This is a genomic window from Kitasatospora sp. NPDC029312 (genome assembly GCF_055569215.1).
In genome coordinates, this window is sequence record NZ_JBVHXY010000039.1 from 53761 (window position 1) to 70481 (window position 16721).

General features: G+C 73.1%; 17 protein-coding genes. 13 read left to right on the forward strand and 4 right to left on the reverse strand.

Going from position 1 to position 16721, the window contains the following annotated elements; all coding sequences use genetic code 11:
- Positions 1–49 precede the first annotated feature (49 nt).
- From ACZ4WV_RS27270 to ACZ4WV_RS27280, 3 genes are all read left to right on the forward strand, one after another.
- Positions 50–979: an ornithine cyclodeaminase family protein gene (locus tag ACZ4WV_RS27270; RefSeq protein WP_465751131.1), complete on the forward strand. Its 930-nt coding sequence runs from the start codon at positions 50–52 to the stop codon at positions 977–979.
- 200 nt (positions 980–1179) lie between these two features.
- Positions 1180–1890: a GntR family transcriptional regulator gene (locus ACZ4WV_RS27275; RefSeq protein ID WP_465751133.1), complete on the forward strand. Its 711-nt coding sequence runs from the start codon at positions 1180–1182 to the stop codon at positions 1888–1890.
- A 3-nt stretch (positions 1891–1893) separates the two neighbouring features.
- Positions 1894–2364, forward strand: coding sequence for a Uma2 family endonuclease (locus ACZ4WV_RS27280; protein ID WP_465751135.1), 471 nt, complete (start codon positions 1894–1896; stop codon positions 2362–2364).
- 1 nt (position 2365) lies between these two features.
- Here ACZ4WV_RS27280 and ACZ4WV_RS27285 read toward each other — a convergent pair whose 3' ends face one another.
- Entirely contained in the window at positions 2366–3046 is a 681-nt protein-coding gene (locus ACZ4WV_RS27285; RefSeq protein ID WP_465751137.1) for an ABC transporter ATP-binding protein, read from the reverse strand.
- Positions 3043–4119 (reverse strand): ABC transporter permease, encoded by a 1077-nt coding sequence (locus tag ACZ4WV_RS27290; RefSeq protein ID WP_465751139.1) that lies wholly within the window; start codon positions 4117–4119, stop codon positions 3043–3045. The genes ACZ4WV_RS27285 and ACZ4WV_RS27290 overlap by 4 nt, the downstream gene beginning before the upstream one ends.
- A gap of 181 nt (positions 4120–4300) precedes the next feature.
- Between ACZ4WV_RS27290 and ACZ4WV_RS27295 the strand changes: the two genes are divergently transcribed.
- The 5 genes from ACZ4WV_RS27295 to ACZ4WV_RS27315 all read left to right on the forward strand — a co-directional run bounded on the left by ACZ4WV_RS27295 (position 4301) and on the right by ACZ4WV_RS27315 (position 8039).
- Positions 4301–5515 (forward strand): sensor histidine kinase, encoded by a 1215-nt coding sequence (locus ACZ4WV_RS27295; protein WP_465751141.1) that lies wholly within the window; start codon positions 4301–4303, stop codon positions 5513–5515.
- Positions 5512–6138, forward strand: a complete 627-nt coding sequence (locus ACZ4WV_RS27300) for a response regulator transcription factor (protein WP_465751143.1) — start codon at positions 5512–5514, stop codon at positions 6136–6138. Before ACZ4WV_RS27295 ends, ACZ4WV_RS27300 begins: the two co-directional genes overlap by 4 nt.
- Positions 6139–6218: 80 nt before the next feature.
- Positions 6219–7241 carry a nitronate monooxygenase gene (locus ACZ4WV_RS27305; RefSeq protein WP_465751145.1) on the forward strand — a complete coding sequence of 341 codons (1023 nt, stop codon included), beginning with the start codon at positions 6219–6221 and terminating at the stop codon, positions 7239–7241.
- Positions 7242–7341: 100 nt separating this feature from the next.
- Positions 7342–7713, forward strand: a complete 372-nt coding sequence (locus tag ACZ4WV_RS27310; RefSeq protein ID WP_465751147.1) for a type II toxin-antitoxin system RelE/ParE family toxin — start codon at positions 7342–7344, stop codon at positions 7711–7713.
- Positions 7714–7796: 83 nt separating this feature from the next.
- Positions 7797–8039 carry a helix-turn-helix domain-containing protein gene (locus tag ACZ4WV_RS27315; protein WP_465751149.1) on the forward strand — a complete coding sequence of 81 codons (243 nt, stop codon included), beginning with the start codon at positions 7797–7799 and terminating at the stop codon, positions 8037–8039.
- Positions 8040–8060: 21 nt separating this feature from the next.
- Here the strand turns inward: ACZ4WV_RS27315 and ACZ4WV_RS27320 are convergent, their stop codons facing one another.
- Positions 8061–9512 (reverse strand): aminopeptidase P family protein, encoded by a 1452-nt coding sequence (locus ACZ4WV_RS27320; protein WP_465751151.1) that lies wholly within the window; start codon positions 9510–9512, stop codon positions 8061–8063.
- 153 nt (positions 9513–9665) lie between these two features.
- On the opposite strand from ACZ4WV_RS27320, the gene ACZ4WV_RS27325 reads away from it, so the two are divergent.
- The 5 genes from ACZ4WV_RS27325 to ACZ4WV_RS27345 are packed head-to-tail and all read left to right on the forward strand — an operon-like array spanning position 9666 to position 15403.
- Entirely contained in the window at positions 9666–11417 is a 1752-nt protein-coding gene (locus ACZ4WV_RS27325) for an ABC transporter substrate-binding protein (RefSeq protein WP_465751153.1), read from the forward strand.
- A gap of 11 nt (positions 11418–11428) precedes the next feature.
- Positions 11429–12442: an ABC transporter permease gene (locus ACZ4WV_RS27330; RefSeq protein ID WP_465751155.1), complete on the forward strand. Its 1014-nt coding sequence runs from the start codon at positions 11429–11431 to the stop codon at positions 12440–12442.
- Positions 12439–13425 carry an ABC transporter permease gene (locus tag ACZ4WV_RS27335; RefSeq protein ID WP_465751157.1) on the forward strand — a complete coding sequence of 329 codons (987 nt, stop codon included), beginning with the start codon at positions 12439–12441 and terminating at the stop codon, positions 13423–13425. Before ACZ4WV_RS27330 ends, ACZ4WV_RS27335 begins: the two co-directional genes overlap by 4 nt.
- A complete protein-coding gene (locus ACZ4WV_RS27340) occupies positions 13425–14426 on the forward strand; it encodes an ABC transporter ATP-binding protein (protein WP_465751159.1) in 1002 nt (333 codons plus the stop codon). Before ACZ4WV_RS27335 ends, ACZ4WV_RS27340 begins: the two co-directional genes overlap by 1 nt.
- The gene (locus ACZ4WV_RS27345) at positions 14423–15403 is read left to right on the forward strand and encodes an ABC transporter ATP-binding protein (protein WP_465751161.1); all 981 of its coding nucleotides are present in this window, start codon (positions 14423–14425) and stop codon (positions 15401–15403) included. The genes ACZ4WV_RS27340 and ACZ4WV_RS27345 overlap by 4 nt, the downstream gene beginning before the upstream one ends.
- A gap of 346 nt (positions 15404–15749) precedes the next feature.
- On the opposite strand, the gene ACZ4WV_RS27350 is transcribed toward ACZ4WV_RS27345, so the two are convergent.
- The gene (locus ACZ4WV_RS27350; RefSeq protein ID WP_465751163.1) at positions 15750–16562 is read right to left on the reverse strand and encodes an alpha/beta hydrolase family protein; all 813 of its coding nucleotides are present in this window, start codon (positions 16560–16562) and stop codon (positions 15750–15752) included.
- Positions 16563–16721 lie beyond the last annotated feature (159 nt).

Sequence of the window (16721 nt, forward strand, 5' to 3'; positions counted from 1 at the left end):
CGGCGAGCCCACCCGGCCCGAACCGTCTGGCGGGGGGCTGCCCGGCGCGGTGACTGAGCCGCTCCAGTACACCGTGCCGGGCACCGGCGGGGTGGGGCCCGCCGGGGCGGTGGGGGCGATCGAGCGGGTGCTGCTGGACGGGTACGACCCGGAGGCGGCACCCGCTCGGTCGGCGGTGCCGGTGCCGGCCGGGGAACTGCTGCTGATGCCGGCCGCCGCCGGGCCGTACGCCGGCGTCAAGATCGCCGGGGTGGCGCCGGGCAATCCGGCCCGCGGGCTGCCCCGGATCACCGGCAGCTACCTGCTGCTGGACGGGCCGACCCTCCAGCCGCTGGCGGTGCTCGACGGCGCCGCCCTCACGGCCCTGCGCACGCCCGCCGTGACGGCGGCGGCGCTGGCGCGGCTCGCGGTGCCGGAGGCCGGACACCTGGTGGTGTTCGGCTCCGGACCGCAGGCGTACGGGCACCTGGACGCCCTGCTGGCGGTCCGGCCGCTCCACCGGGTGACGGTGGTGGCACGCGATCCCGGGCGGGCCGAGGCGCTGGCGGTGTACGGCCGCGGGCTCGGGCTGTCGGCTGCCGTCGGCGGGCCCGAGGCGGTCGGGCAGGCGGATCTGGTGGTCTGCTGCACCACCGCGCGCACGCCGCTGTTCGACGGCGCGCTGGTGCCCGAGCACGCCGCCGTCGCGGCGGTCGGCTCGCACCAGCCGGACGCTCGGGAGGTGGACGAAGTACTCGTCGCGCGGGCCGAGTTGTACGTGGAGGCGCGCGCCGTCGCGGAACGCGAGGCCGGGGACCTGCTGATGGCCGGGGTGGCCGGGCGGCAGGTGTGGAACCTGGCCGAGCTGGTGCGCGGCGACGCCCTGGTGCCGAACGGGCGGCCGCGGTTCTTCAAGAGCGTCGGGATGGCGTGGGAGGACCTGGCCGTGGCAGCGGAGGTGTACCGGGCGTCGAGGCCGGGGACGGCGCGGCGAGCCTGACCGCGCTGGTGGGGCGGTTCCGCCGGGCGTAGTCGGCCGGGACGGGGGCAGATCGGATGCCGCCGGCCGTTGTCACGGCCGGCGGCCGCTGACACCATGTCGTCGAAGGGGTCGGCGGGCCGTTCACCCACCGGACTGTTGCACGCTCAACGTAACGTGACATTGTACGCTGGTGTTCTGCACCCACCCGGAGGAACACCATGGCCGACCTCAAATCCCGCACCCTGATCTCCGTGCAGGAGCGGCTCCGCGACCAGGTCGCCCACGCGCTCCGGGCCGCCCTCATCTCCGGTGAACTGCGCCCGGGCGTCGTCTACTCCGCCCCTGCCCTCGCCGCCGACTTCGGCGTCTCCGCCACCCCCGTCCGCGAGGCCATGCTCGACCTCGCCCGGGAGGGGCTGGTCGAAGCCGTCCGCAACAAGGGCTTCCGGGTCACCGAACTCACCGAACGCGACCTCGACGACTACACCGAGATCCGCGCCCTGATCGAGGTCCCCACCGTCGGCCGGGTCGCCCGCGCGGCGAGCAAGGACCAGCTGGAGCGGCTGCGCCCGCAAGCCGAGGCGATCGTCGCGGCGGCGCGCAAGCACGACCTGATCGGCTACCTGGAGGCGGACCGGCAGTTCCACCTCGACCTGCTGGGGCTGGCGGGCAACGCGCGGCTGGTCGACGTGGTGGGCGACCTGCGCAAGCGCTCGCGGCTCTACGGGCTGACGAAGCTGGACGAGAAGGGCGAGCTGGTCTCCTCGGCACAGGAGCACCTGGAGCTGCTGGACCTGATGATCTCCGGTGACGCGGAGGCGGCCGAGGCCTGCATGACCCGGCACCTCAGCCACGTGCGGTCGCTGTGGGCGGGCCAGGGCGAGGCGGCGGAGCCGGAGCGGCCGGCGTTGCAGTTGCGGGCTCGGTAGACCTTGAACCACTCGATCGCACAGCCGATCGTTGACCAAGCTCATGCGCCTGCTTTCGCCGCCGGTCTCGACGAGGAAGACACCGAAGTCTTCCAGAACGTGGGCATTTGGCTGCCGGGCGGCCCCTCCGACTTCGCGGTCCCCGATCTGGCGATCCTCGATGCGCACAGCGATGATCGGTTGATCGAGTACAACTGCTATGACCCGGCTGTCTTCCGGCTCGTGCTGGAAGTGACTTCCTCCGATTTCGGCGACGATTTGAAGAAGAAGCCCGCGGCGTACGCATCGGCCGGCGTGCCGGTGTACGTGATCGTGGACCGGACGAACCAGCGGGTCATGGTTCTCACGGACCCCCAGGACGCCGAATACCGCGTGCCCGCCGTCCACCATCCTGGACAATCGTTCACGCTGCCGGAATCGATCGGTGTGTCGCTCACGCTCTCGGTGGACGACGTGCTCACCGCCAAGAAGTAGCTCAGGCCGCCGCAGGCGCCACCAGCCGCCCGTCGCGGACCTCGGCGATCCGGTCGACGGCCGTCAGGTGGGTGTGGTCGTGGGTGACCAGGACGGTGGCCGTCGCCCGCCTGTGGGTGAGTTCGGTGATCAGGTCCAGCACGGCCGCGCCTCGTTCGTGGTCGAGGGCGCTGGTGGGTTCGTCCACCAGCAGCACCGTGGGGTCGTTCATCAGGGCCCGGGCGATGTTGACGCGCTGGCGCTGGCCGCCGGAGAGCTGGTGGGGGCGGCGGGCGGCCTGCTCACGGAGGCCGACGGCGGCCAGCAGCTCCAGGGCGCGGGGGAGGGCCTCGCGCGGGGAGCGGCCGTCGAGGTGGGCCATCACCTGGAGTTGCTCCACGGCGGTGAGCGAGGGCAGCAGGTTGGGCTGCTGGAAGACGATGCCGATCCTGGTGCGGCGCAGGGCGGTGAGCTCGGCGCGGCCGAGGGCGGCGGTGTCCGTCCCGTCCACGACGACCCGGCCGGAGTCCGGGCGGACCAGGGTGGCCGCCACGGCCAGCAGGCTGGACTTGCCGGAGCCGGAGGGGCCGACCACGGCGGTGATCGAGCCCTTGGGGACGGTCAGCGAGACGTCGTCCAGGGCGGTGAGCCGGCCGTCGCCGTCCGGGTAGGTCAGCGTGATGCGGTCGAGGGTCAGGCTCATCGGGCGCTCCCCAGGGCGGTCAGCGGATCGACGGAGGTGATCCGCCGGATGGACAGGGCCGCGCCGACCGCGCCGAGGGCGATCATGACGACGGCGGGCAGCAGCAGGGTCGGGCCGTCCAGGACGAAGGGGACGGCGGAGCCGATCAGCGAGCCGGCGCCGAGGGCGATCGCGGTGCCCGCCAGCGTGCCGAGCACCAGCAGCAGCACGGCCTGGCCGAGGGCGTCGCGCAGCAGGTAGCGGGTGGAGGCGCCGAGGGCCTTCAGGACGGCGATGTCGCCGCTGCGCTGGATCGTCCACACGGTGAAGAAGGCGCCGATCACCAGCGCGGAGATGGCGAACAGGAAGCCGCGCATCAACTGGAGGGAGCCGTTCTCGGAGGTGTACGAGCCGATCGCGGCCAGGGCGCCGTCCCGACTGCGGGTCTCGGTGCCGTGCCGGGCGTCGGCGGCGGGCAGGTCGGCGCCCGCGGTGGTGTCGAGGGCGATGACGGTGGCGTGGCCCGCGCCGCCGGGGGCGGACTGCTGCCAGTCGGTGAGGCTGGTCCAGATCACCGGGGTGTGGCTGTACGCGGCGTCGCCGTCGACGGCGGCGACCTGCAGCCGGTGTCCGGCGAGGGTGAACTCGGCGCCGGGGGTGAGATGGCCCAGGTTCTCGGCAGCGGTCCTGGACAGGACAGCCCGGCCTGCGGCGATCCGGCCGCCCTGCGGGGCGAAGCCGGAGCCGTCCGGGACGCCGAAGGCGGAGACCGCGGCGGTGCGCTGTCCGGCCGCGGCCTTGGTGGTGGTGATGCCGACGGGCTGGGCGGAGGTGACGCCGGGCTCGCGGGCCCAGGCCTGCCACTGCTCGGGGCCGACCTGGGAGTCGGTGAAGGAGAGCTTCTGCCCGTCGGCGGGCTTTCCGAAGACCAGGTGGTCGGCGGGCAGGCCGGTGATGGCGGAGGTGTTCTGGCGGCCGAGCCCGGCGGTGAGCCCGGACAGCAGGCCGACCAGGGCGGTGATCAGCACGATGACGGTTCCCATCAGGGCGAACCGCCCCTTGGCGAACCCCAGGTCCTTCCAGGCGACGAACACGACGGGCCTTTCCCTCGGATGGCGGGCTGCTTCGGATGGCGGGTTGCTTCTCTTCTACGGTCGGCGGAAAGGGGATCGGGAGCATCGCGCCCGCGGTTGCTTCCTGGGCATCAAAGGGCAGAAACGGAGTTCAACCTTTTGATTGATGCCGGGCTCCGGGCGTCGAACTTAGGCTGGAGGGATGGCGACCGAACGATCCAGAACCCTTCCCGTCGCCCGCGTCCTCCGGGTCTGCCTGCATCTGCTCGTGGCGGGCCTGCTGGTGCTCACTGTCGCCCGCTCCGGGTCCGCCGACCGGGGCGGTGACCCGGCCGCCGTCGCCGCCGCGGCCTCCGCGATGGCCGCCGGGTACGCCGTCGGGCCGCGGCTCGCGGCCGTCCGCACCTCCCGCCGGGCCGCCGCGCTCTGGCTGGCGCTGCTCGGGGTGACGTGGGCGGGCCTGCTGGTCGCCACCCAGGACGGGGTGTGGCTGGCGTTCCCGCTGTACTTCCTGGAACTGCACCTGCTCGGGCGGCGTGGCGGGCCGATGGCCGTCGGGCTGACCGCGATCGCGGCGATCACCGCGTGGTCCTGGCACCAGCAGAGCTTCAGCCTCGCCGCCTCGATCGGGCCCGCGCTCGGCGCGGCCGTCGCCACCGCCACCGTGCTCGGCTACCAGGCGCTGTACCGGGAGAGCGAGGAGCGCCGCCGACTGATCGACGAGCTGACCGCCGCCCGCGCCGACCTCGCCGCCGCCCACCACACCGCCGGGGTGATGGCCGAGCGCGAGCGTCTGGCCCGGGAGATCCACGACACGCTGGCGCAGGGCCTCAGCTCCATCCAACTGCTGCTGCGGGCCGCCCAGCGGGCGCTGCCCGAGCGCACCGAGGCCGTCGCCGAGTACGTCGAGCAGGCGCGGCAGGCGGCGCAGGACAACCTGGACGAGGCCCGGCGCTTCGTCCGGGCCCTCACCCCGCCGGCCCTCGACGGCGACCCGCTGCCGGTCGCGCTGGAGCGGTTGTGCGCGACCACGACGGCGCACAGCGGTCTGCCCGTCCACCTGCACCTCTCGGGGCGCCCGGTCCGGCTGCCCGCCGCGCAGGAGGTGGCACTGCTGCGGATCGCGCAGTCGGCGCTCGGCAACACCGTGCGGCACGCCGAGGCCTCCCGGGCCGAGGTGACACTCAGCTACATGGAGGGCGAGGTGGCGTTGGACGTGTTCGACGACGGGGCCGGGTTCGATCCGGTGGCGGCCGCCGGCCGGAGCGGCGAGGACGCCAGGGACGGCGGATTCGGGCTGCCCACGATGCGGGCCCGGGCCCGGGCGCTCGGCGGCAGCTTCACGGTGGAGTCCGCGCCCGGGCGGGGCACGGCGCTGGCGGTGCAGCTGCCGGTCACCGCGGAGGTCGGTCCGTGATTCGGCTGCTGATCGCCGACGACCATCCGGTGGTGCGGGCCGGACTGCGGGCGGTGCTGGCGAGCGAGCCCGACTTCACCATCGTGGCGGAGGCCGCCACCGCGGAGCGGGCCGTCGAGCTGGCAGCCGGGCCGGGCGTGGACGTGGTGCTGATGGACCTGCAGTTCGGGCCGGGCTCGGCGATGAACGGCGCCCAGGCCACGGCCGAGATCACCGCCCGGGCGGACGCGCCGCGGGTGCTGGTGGTCACCACCTACGACAGCGACGCGGACACCCTGCCCGCCCTGGAGGCCGGCGCGACCGGGTACCTGCTGAAGGACGCACCGCCCGAGCAGCTCGCCCAGGCGGTACGGGCCGCCGCGGCGGGGCGCAGCGCCCTGGCGCCGAGCGTGGCGGACCGGCTGCTGGAGCGGATGCGGTCGCCCGCGGCGGCGCTCAGCGCGCGGGAGACGGAGGTGCTCGGGCTGGTCGCGGACGGGCTGACCAACCAGGGGATCAGCCGGCGCCTGCACCTGAGCCAGGCCACGGTGAAGTCGCATCTGCTGCACATCTACGCCAAGTTGGGGGTCGACTCGCGCACGGCGGCGGTGCGCGAGGCGCGCGGGCGGGGGCTGATCCGCTGATCGTCGGGTGGGGCCGATCCGCCGGGCGTAGCGTGGGTACGGTCCGTGCCTGGCTGTGCCCGTAGCAGGAGGAGCGTCCGATGGCCGTCCGTCTCGATGAGCTCGCCGTGCCGGTGATCGGCGCCCCGATGGCGGGCGGGCCCTCGACGCCCGAACTGGCGGCGGCGGTGAACCGGGCCGGTGGGCTGGGGTTCCTGGCGGCCGGCTACCGGAGCGCCGACGCGATGGTCGACCAGATCGCCCAGCTGAGGAAGTCGACCGACCGGCCGTACGGGGTCAACCTCTTCGTGCCGGGCCCGCCCGGGGATCCGGCGGCGGTCGCCGGCTACCGGGAGCGGCTGCGGCCGGAGGCCGAGCGGTGGGGCGTGGAGCTGCCCGAGGAGATCGGGCCGGACCGCGACGACTGGGAGGCCAAAATCGCCGCGCTGCTCGCGGACCCGGTGCCGGTGGTCTCCTACACCTTCGGACTGCCGACGGCGGCGGAGGCGGCGGCGCTGCGGGCGGCGGGGACGCTGCAGGTCGGGACGGTCACCACACCGGAGGAGGCGCGGGCGGCGGAGGCGGTCGGGATGGACGCGCTGTGCGTCCAGGGCCCGGAAGCCGGCGGGCACCGCGGCACCCACCGGGCCGCGGACGCACCCGGCGATCTGCCGCTGCTGCAACTGCTCCCCGCTGTCCGGGCGGTGACGTCCCTGCCGCTGATCGCCGCCGGCGGGCTGGGCGACGGCCCGGCCATCGCGGCGGCGCTGCGGGCCGGGGCCGCTGCGGTGCAACTGGGGACGGCGCTGCTGCGCGCCGACGAGTCCGGTACCTCGGCCGCTCACCAGGCCGCGCTCACCGAACTGCCGGAGACGGTCGTCACCAGAGCCTTCACCGGCCGCCCGGCCCGCGGCCTGCGCAACGCCTTCATCGACCGCCACGGCCCCTACGCCCCACCCGCCTACCCCGAGGTCCACCACCTCACCGCCCCGCTGCGCGCCGCGGCCGCCCGCCGCGGCGACACCGACGCCATGCACCTCTGGGCCGGCACGGCTCACCGCCTGGCCCGCCCGGGGCCGGGGGAGCGCATCATCGCAGAGCTGTGGCGGAGCGCGCGGGGGTAGTGCGCCCGGCGCGCGCCGGTCAGGGCCTGTTGTCGCTCGCAGGGGTGGATTGGGCGGGAAAGCGCGGGGTACCGTATAAGCCACAACTTACTGTGGCCGTATGTGGGAGATCACACTTCTGGCGCCGGTTGAGGAGTGGTACTTGCAGGTCTGCGAGGACGACCCGAAAACGGCGGAGTGCATTCTTGAAGCGCTGGACTTGCTGGCTGATGAGGGCCCGACCCTGGGGCGGCCCGTGGTGGACCGGATCCACCGCAGTCGTCTGCACAACCTCAAAGAGCTGAGGCCGGGGTCCTCGGGCGCCAGCGAGGTGCGGATGTTGTTCGTCTTCGACCAGGAACGCGAAGCCGTCATCCTCGTGGCGGGTGACAAGTCCGGTCGTTGGTCGGAGTGGTACGACGAGTCGATTCCTCTGGCGGAGAAGCGCTACGCGGTTTACGTCGAGGAGCAACGGAACGGAGCGCGCCGATGAAGGGGCGTAGTTGGACCGAGGTTCGAGCCGAGGTCATGAAGCGGTTTCCGGAGTTGGCGACGCCGGAGGCGGAAGCGAGGCGGGTGCAGATCCGTCAGGAAACGCTGGCTCGGATCCGAGGGCACGAGCTGGCCGAGCTGCGGCGCAAGGCCGGGCTCACTCAGAAGCACGTGGCTGAGCTGCTCGGGGTGACTCAGGCACGGGTGTCGCAGATCGAGCACGGACAGGTGGACAGCCTCGACAACCTGCGGGCCTACGCCGCCGCGATCGGTGGTGAGGTCGAGGTCACCGTCCGGCAGGGGGAGCGGACGATCAAGGTGGCCTGACCGTCCGCCGTCGCGGATCCCTCAGCTCAGCAGGTCCGCCATCCAGGACTCGACGTCCTCGGCCGTCCTCGGCAGGGCGCCGGAGAGCAGGTGGGCGCCGTCCGAGGTGATGACGAGGTCGTCCTCGATGCGGATGCCGATGCCGCGGAGTTCGAGGGGGAGGGTCTCGTCGTCGGGCTGGAGGTAGAGGCCGGGTTCGACGGTGAGAACCATGCCCTCCTCGAGGGTGGCGTCGAGGTAGCGGTCGGCGCGCGCCTGGGCGCAGTCGTGGTAGTCGAGGCCGAGCATGTGGCCGCTGCCGCAGAGGGTGTAGCGGCGGTGGAGGCCGTTGTCCTCGGCGAGGGCCTGGTCGGCGGTGATGCGCAGGACGCCCCAGTCGGCGAGGCCTTCGGCGATGACGCGCATCGCGGCGTGGTGGAAGTCGCGGAAGCGGGCGCCGGGGCGCAGGGCGGCGATGCCGGCGGTCTGGGCGGCGAGGACGAGGTCGTAGGCCTGGCGCTGGACGGGGGTGAAGGTGCCGCTGAGGGGGAGGGTGCGGGTGATGTCGGCGGCGTAGAGGGTGTCGGTCTCGACCCCGGCGTCCAGCAGGAGGAGCGAGCCGGGGTCGAGGGCGCCGTCGTTGCGGATCCAGTGCAGGACGCAGGCGTGGGCGCCGGAGGCGGCGATGGTGGTGTAGCTGGTGCCGTTGCCCTCGGCGCGGGCGCGCAGGTCGAAGACTCCCTCGATCCAGCGTTCGCCGCGGGGGTGGCGCAGCGCGGTGGGCAGGGCGCGGACGACGTCCTGGAAGCCGGTGACGGTGTGGTCGACGGCGAGTTGCAGCTGTCCGATCTCCCACTCGTCCTTGATCAGCCGCAACTCGGCGAGGACGGCGGCCAGTTCGCCGTCGCGCTGGTCGGTGCGGGGGCGCCCGGTGGCCGCGTCGACGAGGGTGTCGGTGCCGGCCAGGACCCGGGTGGGCGGTTGCGGCCCGGTGAGCAACGTGCCGAGGTCGTCGAGGTGTTCGGTGCGCAGTCCGGTGAGGCCGGCGGCCTCGGCGAGGTCCGGGCGGCGGCCGACCCAGAACTCGCCGTAGCGGCGGTCGCGGTAGAACTCGCCGCCGCCGCGCGGGGAGCGCGGGCGCAGGTAGAGCACCGGTTCGTGGCCTTCGGGCCCGGTGGGTTCGAGGACGAGGACGTGGTCGGCCTGGTCCTCGCCGGTGAGCCCGGTGAGCCAGGCGTAGGCGCTGTGCGGGCGGAAGCGGTGGTCCAGGTCGTTGCAGCGGACCTTGAGCCGTCCGGCCGGGACGATCAGCCGGTCCCCCGGGAAGGCGGCGGAGAGCCGGGCGCGGCGGCCGGGGAAGCGGTCGTAGCCGGGGACGCGCCGGCCGGCGGGGAGCGGGGTGGCGGCCCAGCGGGTGCCCATGAAGGCGTCCAGGGCGGGGGAGACCGGGAGGTCGTGGCTCCCGGTGTTCAGGCCGGTCTGAGCGTGGGTCACCGGTAACTCCTAGGCGCGGCTGGGGAGGTGGGGGTGCACGGACACAGCTGGGTAACGGACGGCGTCACCTCTTGTGCAGTGCAATTTCACATTACTATGTTACGGGTCACACAGCGGAGCGGCCAGAGCAGGCCCCCCACAGCGGAGTTGCACATGACCAGGCGCACCCATGCCCTCCTCGCGGCGGCCCTCGCGGCGACCCTCACCCTCGGCCTCGGGGCCTGCAAGAACGACAAGAGCGACAGCGGCGACGGCGCCACGGCCGGCAACACCAACGCCCCCGGCGCCGCGTCCGGCACCATCGTCGGCGGCACCCCGGTCCGGGGAGGCACCCTGACCGTGCTGTCCAACCAGGACTTCGCCCACCTCGATCCGGCCCGCAACTGGACCATGCCGAACATGGACTTCGGCATCCGGCTGCTCTACCGGACCCTGGTCACCTTCAAGGCCGAGCCGGGCGCCGCGGGCAGCGAGATCGTCCCCGACCTCGCCACCGACCTCGGCCGGTCCTCGGACGGCGGGAAGACCTGGACGTTCACCCTCAAGGAGGGCGTCAAGTACGAGGACGGCACGGCGATCAAGTCCGCCGACATCAAGTACAACGTCGAGCGCTCCTTCGCCCCCGACCTCACCGGCGGCCCCGACTACGCCCAGCAGTACCTGGCCGGCGGCGAGAACTACAAGGGCCCGCTGAACGGTGAGCACCTGCCGAGCATCGAGACCCCCGACGACAGGACGATCGTCTTCCACCTCAAGCGCCCGGTCGCCGAGTTCTCCTACACCGCGACCCTGCCGACCTTCGCCCCGGTGCCGCAGTCCCAGGACAAGGGCACCCAGTACGACCTGCGGCCGTTCTCCTCCGGCCCGTACAAGATCGAGGCCTACGACCGCGGCAAGCGGCTCGTCCTGGTCCGCAACGGCAGCTGGGACCAGTCCACCGACCCGGTCCGCAAGGCCTACCCCGACCGGATCGTGGTCACCGAGGGCCTCAAGGGCGGCCAGGTGGACGACCGGATCATCGCCAGCGAGGGCGCGGACGCCTCCACGATCGAGTGGATGAACCTGCGGCCCGAGTCGGTCGCCAAGGTGCTGCCCAAGCCGGACGTGAAGTCCCGGCTGATCGCCGAGCAGCAGGGCTGCACCGACATGCTGTACCCCAACACCTCCAAGGCGCCGTTCGACGACCCCAAGGTCCGCGAGGCGCTGATGTACGCGGTGGACCGGGACGCCCAGGTCACCGCGAACGGCGGGCCGGCGATGGGTGACGTGGCCACCTCCTACCTGCCGCCCGCGCTGTCCGGCGGGACCAAGCAGGACCCGCTGAAGATCCCGGCCACCGGCGACCCGGAGAAAGCCAAACAGCTGCTCAAGGACGCCGGCAAGACCGACCTCAAGGTCTCGCTGACCGTCTCCTCCGGCGACAAGACCCGGGCCGAGGCGCTGCAGCAGTCGCTGGCCAAGGTCGGCATCCAGGTCACCATCACCACCGCCGACCCGTCCGTCTACTACGACACCATCGGCGACACCAAGAACGCGCCCGACCTCGCGATCCTCGGCTGGTGTCCCGACTACCCCTCCGGTGCCACCTTCCTGCCGCTGGTCTTCGACGGCCGCACCATCAAGGAGAAGGGCAACCAGGGCAACGTCGAGCAGTTCCGGGACCAGGCCACCTCGGACCGGATCGACCAGATCAACGCGATGACCGACGTCCACGAGGCCGACCAGGCGTGGCTGCAGCTCAACGAGGACCTGATGAAGAAGGCGCCCACCGTGCCGATGCTGTGGCAGCGCCGGCCGCTGCTGGCCGGGACGAACGTGGCCGGGGCCTTCGGCCACCCGGTGTGGACCGGCCAGTGGGACTTCGCCACGATCGGTCTCAAGGACCCCGCCAAGGGCCAGGGCTGAGGGCCGGTCCGATGAGTACCACCACGGAACCCGCCCCGGCCGGAGCGGGCGGGGCAGGCGAGGCGAGCGGGGCGGCCGGAGCGGCCGGGGCAGGTGGCGCGGCCGGAGCGGGCAAGGCGAAACGTTCCGGCAGTGGGCCCTGGCAGCTGGTCTGGGACCAGTTGTGGGCCAGGGCCTCGGCCCGGTTCGGCCTGGTCACCGTCGCCCTGCTGGTCCTGCTCGCCGCACTGGCCGGACCGCTGAGCGCGCTCGGCGGCTGGACCCCGGAGGAGTTCGACAAACGCGCCGTCGACCCGTACCTGGGCGGACAGCCGATCGGTGACTTCGGCGGGATCGGCACCCGGCACTGGCTGGGCGTCGAACCCGCCACCGGGCGCGACCTCTTCGCCCGGGTGCTGCACGGCGGGCAGGTCTCGCTGCTGATCGCCTTCACCGCCACCGCGCTGGTCGTGGTGACCGGCACCCTGGTCGGCATCGCGGCCGGCTACTTCGGCGGCCGGACGGACGCCGTGCTGTCCCGGCTGATGGACCTCACGATGTCCTTTCCCTCGCTGATCTTCATGATCTCGATGATGTCGGTGGCCAAGGACGTCAACCGGGTCCTGCTGATCACCCTGGTGATCGGGCTGTTCACCTGGCCCGGCATCGCCCGGGTCGTCCGCGGCCAGACCCTCTCGCTCAAGCACAGCGAGTACGTCGAGGCCGCCAAGGTCGGCGGCGCCCGCTCCTGGCGCATCCTCACCCGCGAGATCCTGCCGAACGTCTCCGGCCCGATCATCGCCTACACCACCCTGCTGGTCCCCGGCATGATCGCCACCGAGGCCGCGCTCAGCTACCTCGGCGTGGGCGTGCGGCCGCCGACGCCCTCCTGGGGCCAGATGATCGCCGAGAGCATCAGCTTCTACGAGACCGACCCGACGTACTTCCTCATCCCGACGGTCTTCCTGTTCCTGGCCGTGCTCGCCTTCACGCTGCTCGGCGACGCGCTGCGCGACATCCTCGACCCGCGGGGAGGCCGGTCGTGATCCTCTACCTCGGCCGCCGACTGCTCGGCGCGCTCGGCATTCTGCTGGCGATCTGCGCGATCACCTTCACCATCTTCTACCTGCTGCCCGCCGACCCGGCGGTGGCCGCCTGCGGCAAGACCTGCAGCCCCGAGCGGATCGCCGAGGTCAAGACGGCGATGGGCCTCGACGAACCGGTCTGGGAACAGTTCGCCACGTACGTGACCGGCATCTTCGCCGGGCGCGACTACGGCAGCGGGCCCAGCGCCACCCACTGCGGCTTCCCCTGCCTCGGCTACTCCTACGAGTACTCGCTGCCGGTCTGGAACCTGCTCACCGACCGGCTGCCGGTCTCCGTCTCGCTGGCCCTCGGATCGGCCCTGCTCTGGCTGGTCCTCGGCCTGGGCGCGGGCGTCACCTCGGCACTGCGCAAGGGGCGGCCCGTCGACAGGGCGCTGATGGTGCTCTCGGTCGGCGCCGCCTCGCTGCCGGTCTACTTCACCTCGATCATGCTGATCTGGGGCGTCGTCAGATCGGCCGGGCTGCTGCCCTACCCGTCGTACCACGCGTTCACCGAGGACCCCGTCGCCTGGGCCTCCAACCTGCTGCTGCCGTGGACCGCCCTGGCCCTGCTGTACGCGGCCATGTACGCCCGGCAGAGCCGCAACTCGATGATCGAGGCGATGGCCGAGCCGTATATCCGCACCGCCCGGGCCAAGGGCCTGCCGGCCACGACCGTCGCGGTCAAGCACGGGCTGCGCTCCGGGATGACACCGATCCTGACCATCTTCGGGATGGACCTCGGCGGGCTGCTGGCCGGGGCCGTCATCACCGAGTCGATCTTCGGACTGCCCGGCGTCGGGCGGCTCTTCTACGACGCGCTGGTCCGCTCCGACCAGCCCGTCATCCTCGGCGTCACCCTGCTCGCCGCCGCGTTCATCGTCGCCGCGAACCTGCTGGTCGACCTGCTCTACGCGTACGTCGACCCGAGAGTGAGGTACTGATGTCCCCTGGTCTGCTGGAGGTCGACGGCCTCGGGGTGTCCTTCGACACCCCGCGCGGCGCCGTGCGGGCCGTCGACGGCATCTCCTTCGCCGTCGAGGCCGGCCGCACCCTCGGCCTGGTCGGCGAGTCCGGCAGCGGCAAGTCCGTCACCTCGCTCGCCGTCATGGGCCTGCACCGGGGCGCCGCCGTCACCGGCTCGATCCGGCTCGACGGGCGGGAGCTGAACGGCCTGGGGGAGCGGGAGTGGGGGGCCGTCCGGGGCCGGCGGATCGCGATGATCTTCCAGGACCCGCTGTCCAGCCTGCACCCCTTCTACACCGTCGGCGAGCAGATCGCCGAGCACTACCGGCTGCACTTCAGGGCCGGCCGCAAGGCGGGGCGGGCCCGGGCCGTCGAGATGCTGGCCGAGGTCGGCATCCCGGAGCCGGCCCGCCGGGTCGACGAGTACCCGCACCAGTTCTCCGGCGGCATGCGCCAACGCGTCATGATCGCCATGGCGCTCGCCTGCGAGCCCGAGCTGCTGATCGCCGACGAGCCCACCACGGCCCTCGACGTCACCGTCCAGGCGCAGATCCTGGAACTGATCGCCCGGATCCAGCAGGAACGCGGCCTCGGGGTGGTGATGATCACCCACGACCTCGGCGTGGTCGCCCGGGTCGCCCACGAGGTGCTCGTCATGTACGGCGGCCGGGCAGCCGAACAAGCGCCGGTGGAACGGCTGTTCGCGCAACCCGCGCACCCGTACACCCGAGGGCTGCTGGACTCGCTGCCGCGCCTGGACGACACCGACGACGCCCCGCTGCGGGCCATCCCCGGCAGCCCGCCGTCGCTGATCGCCCCCGCCCCCGGCTGCTCCTTCGCCCCGCGCTGCGCCCGCACCACCGCCGCGTCCGCCGAGGAGCACGCCCGCTGCCTGGCCGAGCGCCCGGCGCTCGGTCCGCTCGCCCCCGGCCATCAGGCCGCCTGCCACCTGCCACTGGTGCCGGAGGGAGTGCTGTGACCAGCCAACCACTGCTGTCCGTCCGGGACTTGGTGAAGACCTTCGCCGGGCGGCGGAGCCGCACCGGGCGGGCCGGAGCGCCGATCAGGGCCGTCGACGGGGTCAGCTTCGACCTCGGCGCGGGCGAGACGCTCGGCCTGGTCGGCGAGTCCGGCTGCGGCAAGTCCACCACCGGGCGGATGATCGTCCGGCTGCTCGACCCGACCTCGGGCACCGTCACCCTCGACGGTGTCCCGATCGGCGAGCTCTCCCAGGCCCGGCTGCGCCCGCACCGGCGGCACCTGCAGATGGTCTTCCAGGACCCGTACTCCTCGCTCAATCCCCGCCAGACGGTGGCCCGGATCATCTCCGAACCGCTGCTGGTCCAGGGCGCGGGCGCCGCCGAGGCGCGCAGGCGGGCCGCCGAGCTGATGGAGCTGGTCGGGTTGATCCCCGAGCACCTGGACCGCTACCCGCACGAGTTCTCCGGCGGACAGGCGCAGCGGATCGGCATCGCCCGCTCGCTGGCCACCTCGCCGAAGCTGGTGATCGCCGACGAGCCGGTGTCCGCGCTGGACGTCTCCATCCAGGCCCAAGTGGTCAACCTGATGGAGCAGTTGCAGCGCGAGCTGGGCCTGGCGTACGTGTTCATCGCGCACGACCTCTCGGTGGTCAAGCGGGTCTGCGACCGGGTCGCGGTGATGTACCTGGGCCGGATCGTCGAGATCGGCGACAAGGCCGAGGTGTACGGCAACCCGGCGCACCCGTACACCAAGGCGCTGCTGTCCGCCGTACCGCTGCCCGACCCGGCGGCGGAGCGGGCCCGGGAACGGATCGTGCTGCTCGGCGACCCGCCGAGCCCGGCCCACCCGCCGACCGGCTGCGGGTTCCACCCGCGCTGCCCGAAGGCGCAGCAGCTCTGCCGGACGGAGCGGCCGCTGCTGAAGGTGGTCGGAGCCGGCTCGCGCGAGGCGGCCTGCCACTTCCCGGAGGCCTGAGGGCCACCACAGACCCCCGGTCGGGCGCGGCGGGGAACCTCACGAGGGCCGCGTCCGACCGGGTTCCACGCCGGGCGAAACCGTCCGGCGTCCAGGGCGCCTCGGCCCAGCCGGTACGGCGGTCCGGGTGCCCCGGCTACTGCTCGTCGTTCGGCAGCAGCAGGCGCGGGCCCGGCCCCTGGGTGGCCAGTTCTCCGCGTTGGCGGCCGTCAGCGGGGTCCACGGGCGCCGGCCGGCCGGGCCCGGTCTTTCGGTTCTCATCCGCGCTCTCCCCGTCCTCCCGTGCCGCCCGGGCGGGGCGGCGGTCGTGCGGAGTGTCCCAGCCCAGCCCGGCTGACTCAATGGATCAGCCCAAAGCCGCCCGGAGGAAGGCGAGTTCGGCCAGCATGAGCTGCTCGCTCAGCCCGCCGGGGGTCATGTGGGTGACGCCCGGCAGTGGCAGCACGCTGTGCGGGCGCCCCGCCTTGGTGAGTGCCTGGGAGAGCAGCAGGGTGTGCGCGGGGTGGACGTTGTCGTCGGCCAGCCCGTGGATCAGCAGCAACGGCCTGGTCAGGCCGGGGGCGTCGGTGATCAGGCAGTCGTCGGCGTAGCCCTGCGGGTTGTCCTGCGGCAGACCGAGGTAGCGCTCGGTGTACGTGGTGTCGTAGAGCCGGAAGTCGGTGGGCGGGGCGCCGGCGCAGGCGGCGTGGAAGACGTCGGGGCGCCGCAGCACGGCGAGCGCGGCGAGGTAACCGCCGTACGACCAGCCGCGTACGCCGACCCGCCCGAGGTCGAGGTCCGGGTGGTGCGCGGCGAGCGCCCGCAGGGCGTCGACCTGGTCGTCCACGGCCACGCGGGAGAACCGGCGGAAGACCGCCCGGGTGAAGTCGGGGGAGACGAAGGGCGTGCCGCGGTTGTCGGTGGTGACCACGGCGAAGCCCTGGTCGGCCCACCACTGGCGGAGCTGCCAGCGGCGCGGCTCGGCGGCCACGGCCTGGTAGCCGGGGCCGCCGTAGACGTCCAGCAGGACGGGCAGCCGGCGGCCGGGGACGTGGTCGCGCGGGTACACCACGGCGGTGGGCAGGGCGCGTTCGGTGACCCGGGCGAGCCGGGGGCGGACGGCGTACGGCAGGGCGGCGCTCAGGTCGGTGAGCGGCAGCCGGCGGCGGGCGTGGTGCACCGTCCGGCGGATGCCGTCGGGGCCGGCGGAGGTCAGCAGCAGGGTGTCGGGGGGGGGGGGGGGGGGGGGCGGGCCCCCCCCCCCCCTGCGGAGTGTTTGGGTGCCACCGCCCCCGTCGCCACGACGGGAACACTAGTTTGCCGGGTCTCCCTCTCTCCT

What these genes read in the sequence shown, in the direction of transcription:
- ACZ4WV_RS27275 (WP_465751133.1), top strand. Translation starts at nt 1,180, where the DNA reads ATGGCCGACCTCAAATCCCGCACCCTGATCTCCGTGCAGGAGCGGCTC.
- ACZ4WV_RS27285 (WP_465751137.1), bottom strand. Translation starts at nt 3,046, where the DNA reads ATGAGCCTGACCCTCGACCGCATCACGCTGACCTACCCGGACGGCGAC.
- ACZ4WV_RS27295 (WP_465751141.1), top strand. Translation starts at nt 4,301, where the DNA reads ATGGCGACCGAACGATCCAGAACCCTTCCCGTCGCCCGCGTCCTCCGG.
- ACZ4WV_RS27305 (WP_465751145.1), top strand. Translation starts at nt 6,219, where the DNA reads ATGGCCGTCCGTCTCGATGAGCTCGCCGTGCCGGTGATCGGCGCCCCG.
- ACZ4WV_RS27310 (WP_465751147.1), top strand. Translation starts at nt 7,342, where the DNA reads ATGTGGGAGATCACACTTCTGGCGCCGGTTGAGGAGTGGTACTTGCAG.
- ACZ4WV_RS27325 (WP_465751153.1), top strand. Translation starts at nt 9,666, where the DNA reads ATGACCAGGCGCACCCATGCCCTCCTCGCGGCGGCCCTCGCGGCGACC.
- ACZ4WV_RS27330 (WP_465751155.1), top strand. Translation starts at nt 11,429, where the DNA reads ATGAGTACCACCACGGAACCCGCCCCGGCCGGAGCGGGCGGGGCAGGC.
- ACZ4WV_RS27340 (WP_465751159.1), top strand. Translation starts at nt 13,425, where the DNA reads ATGTCCCCTGGTCTGCTGGAGGTCGACGGCCTCGGGGTGTCCTTCGAC.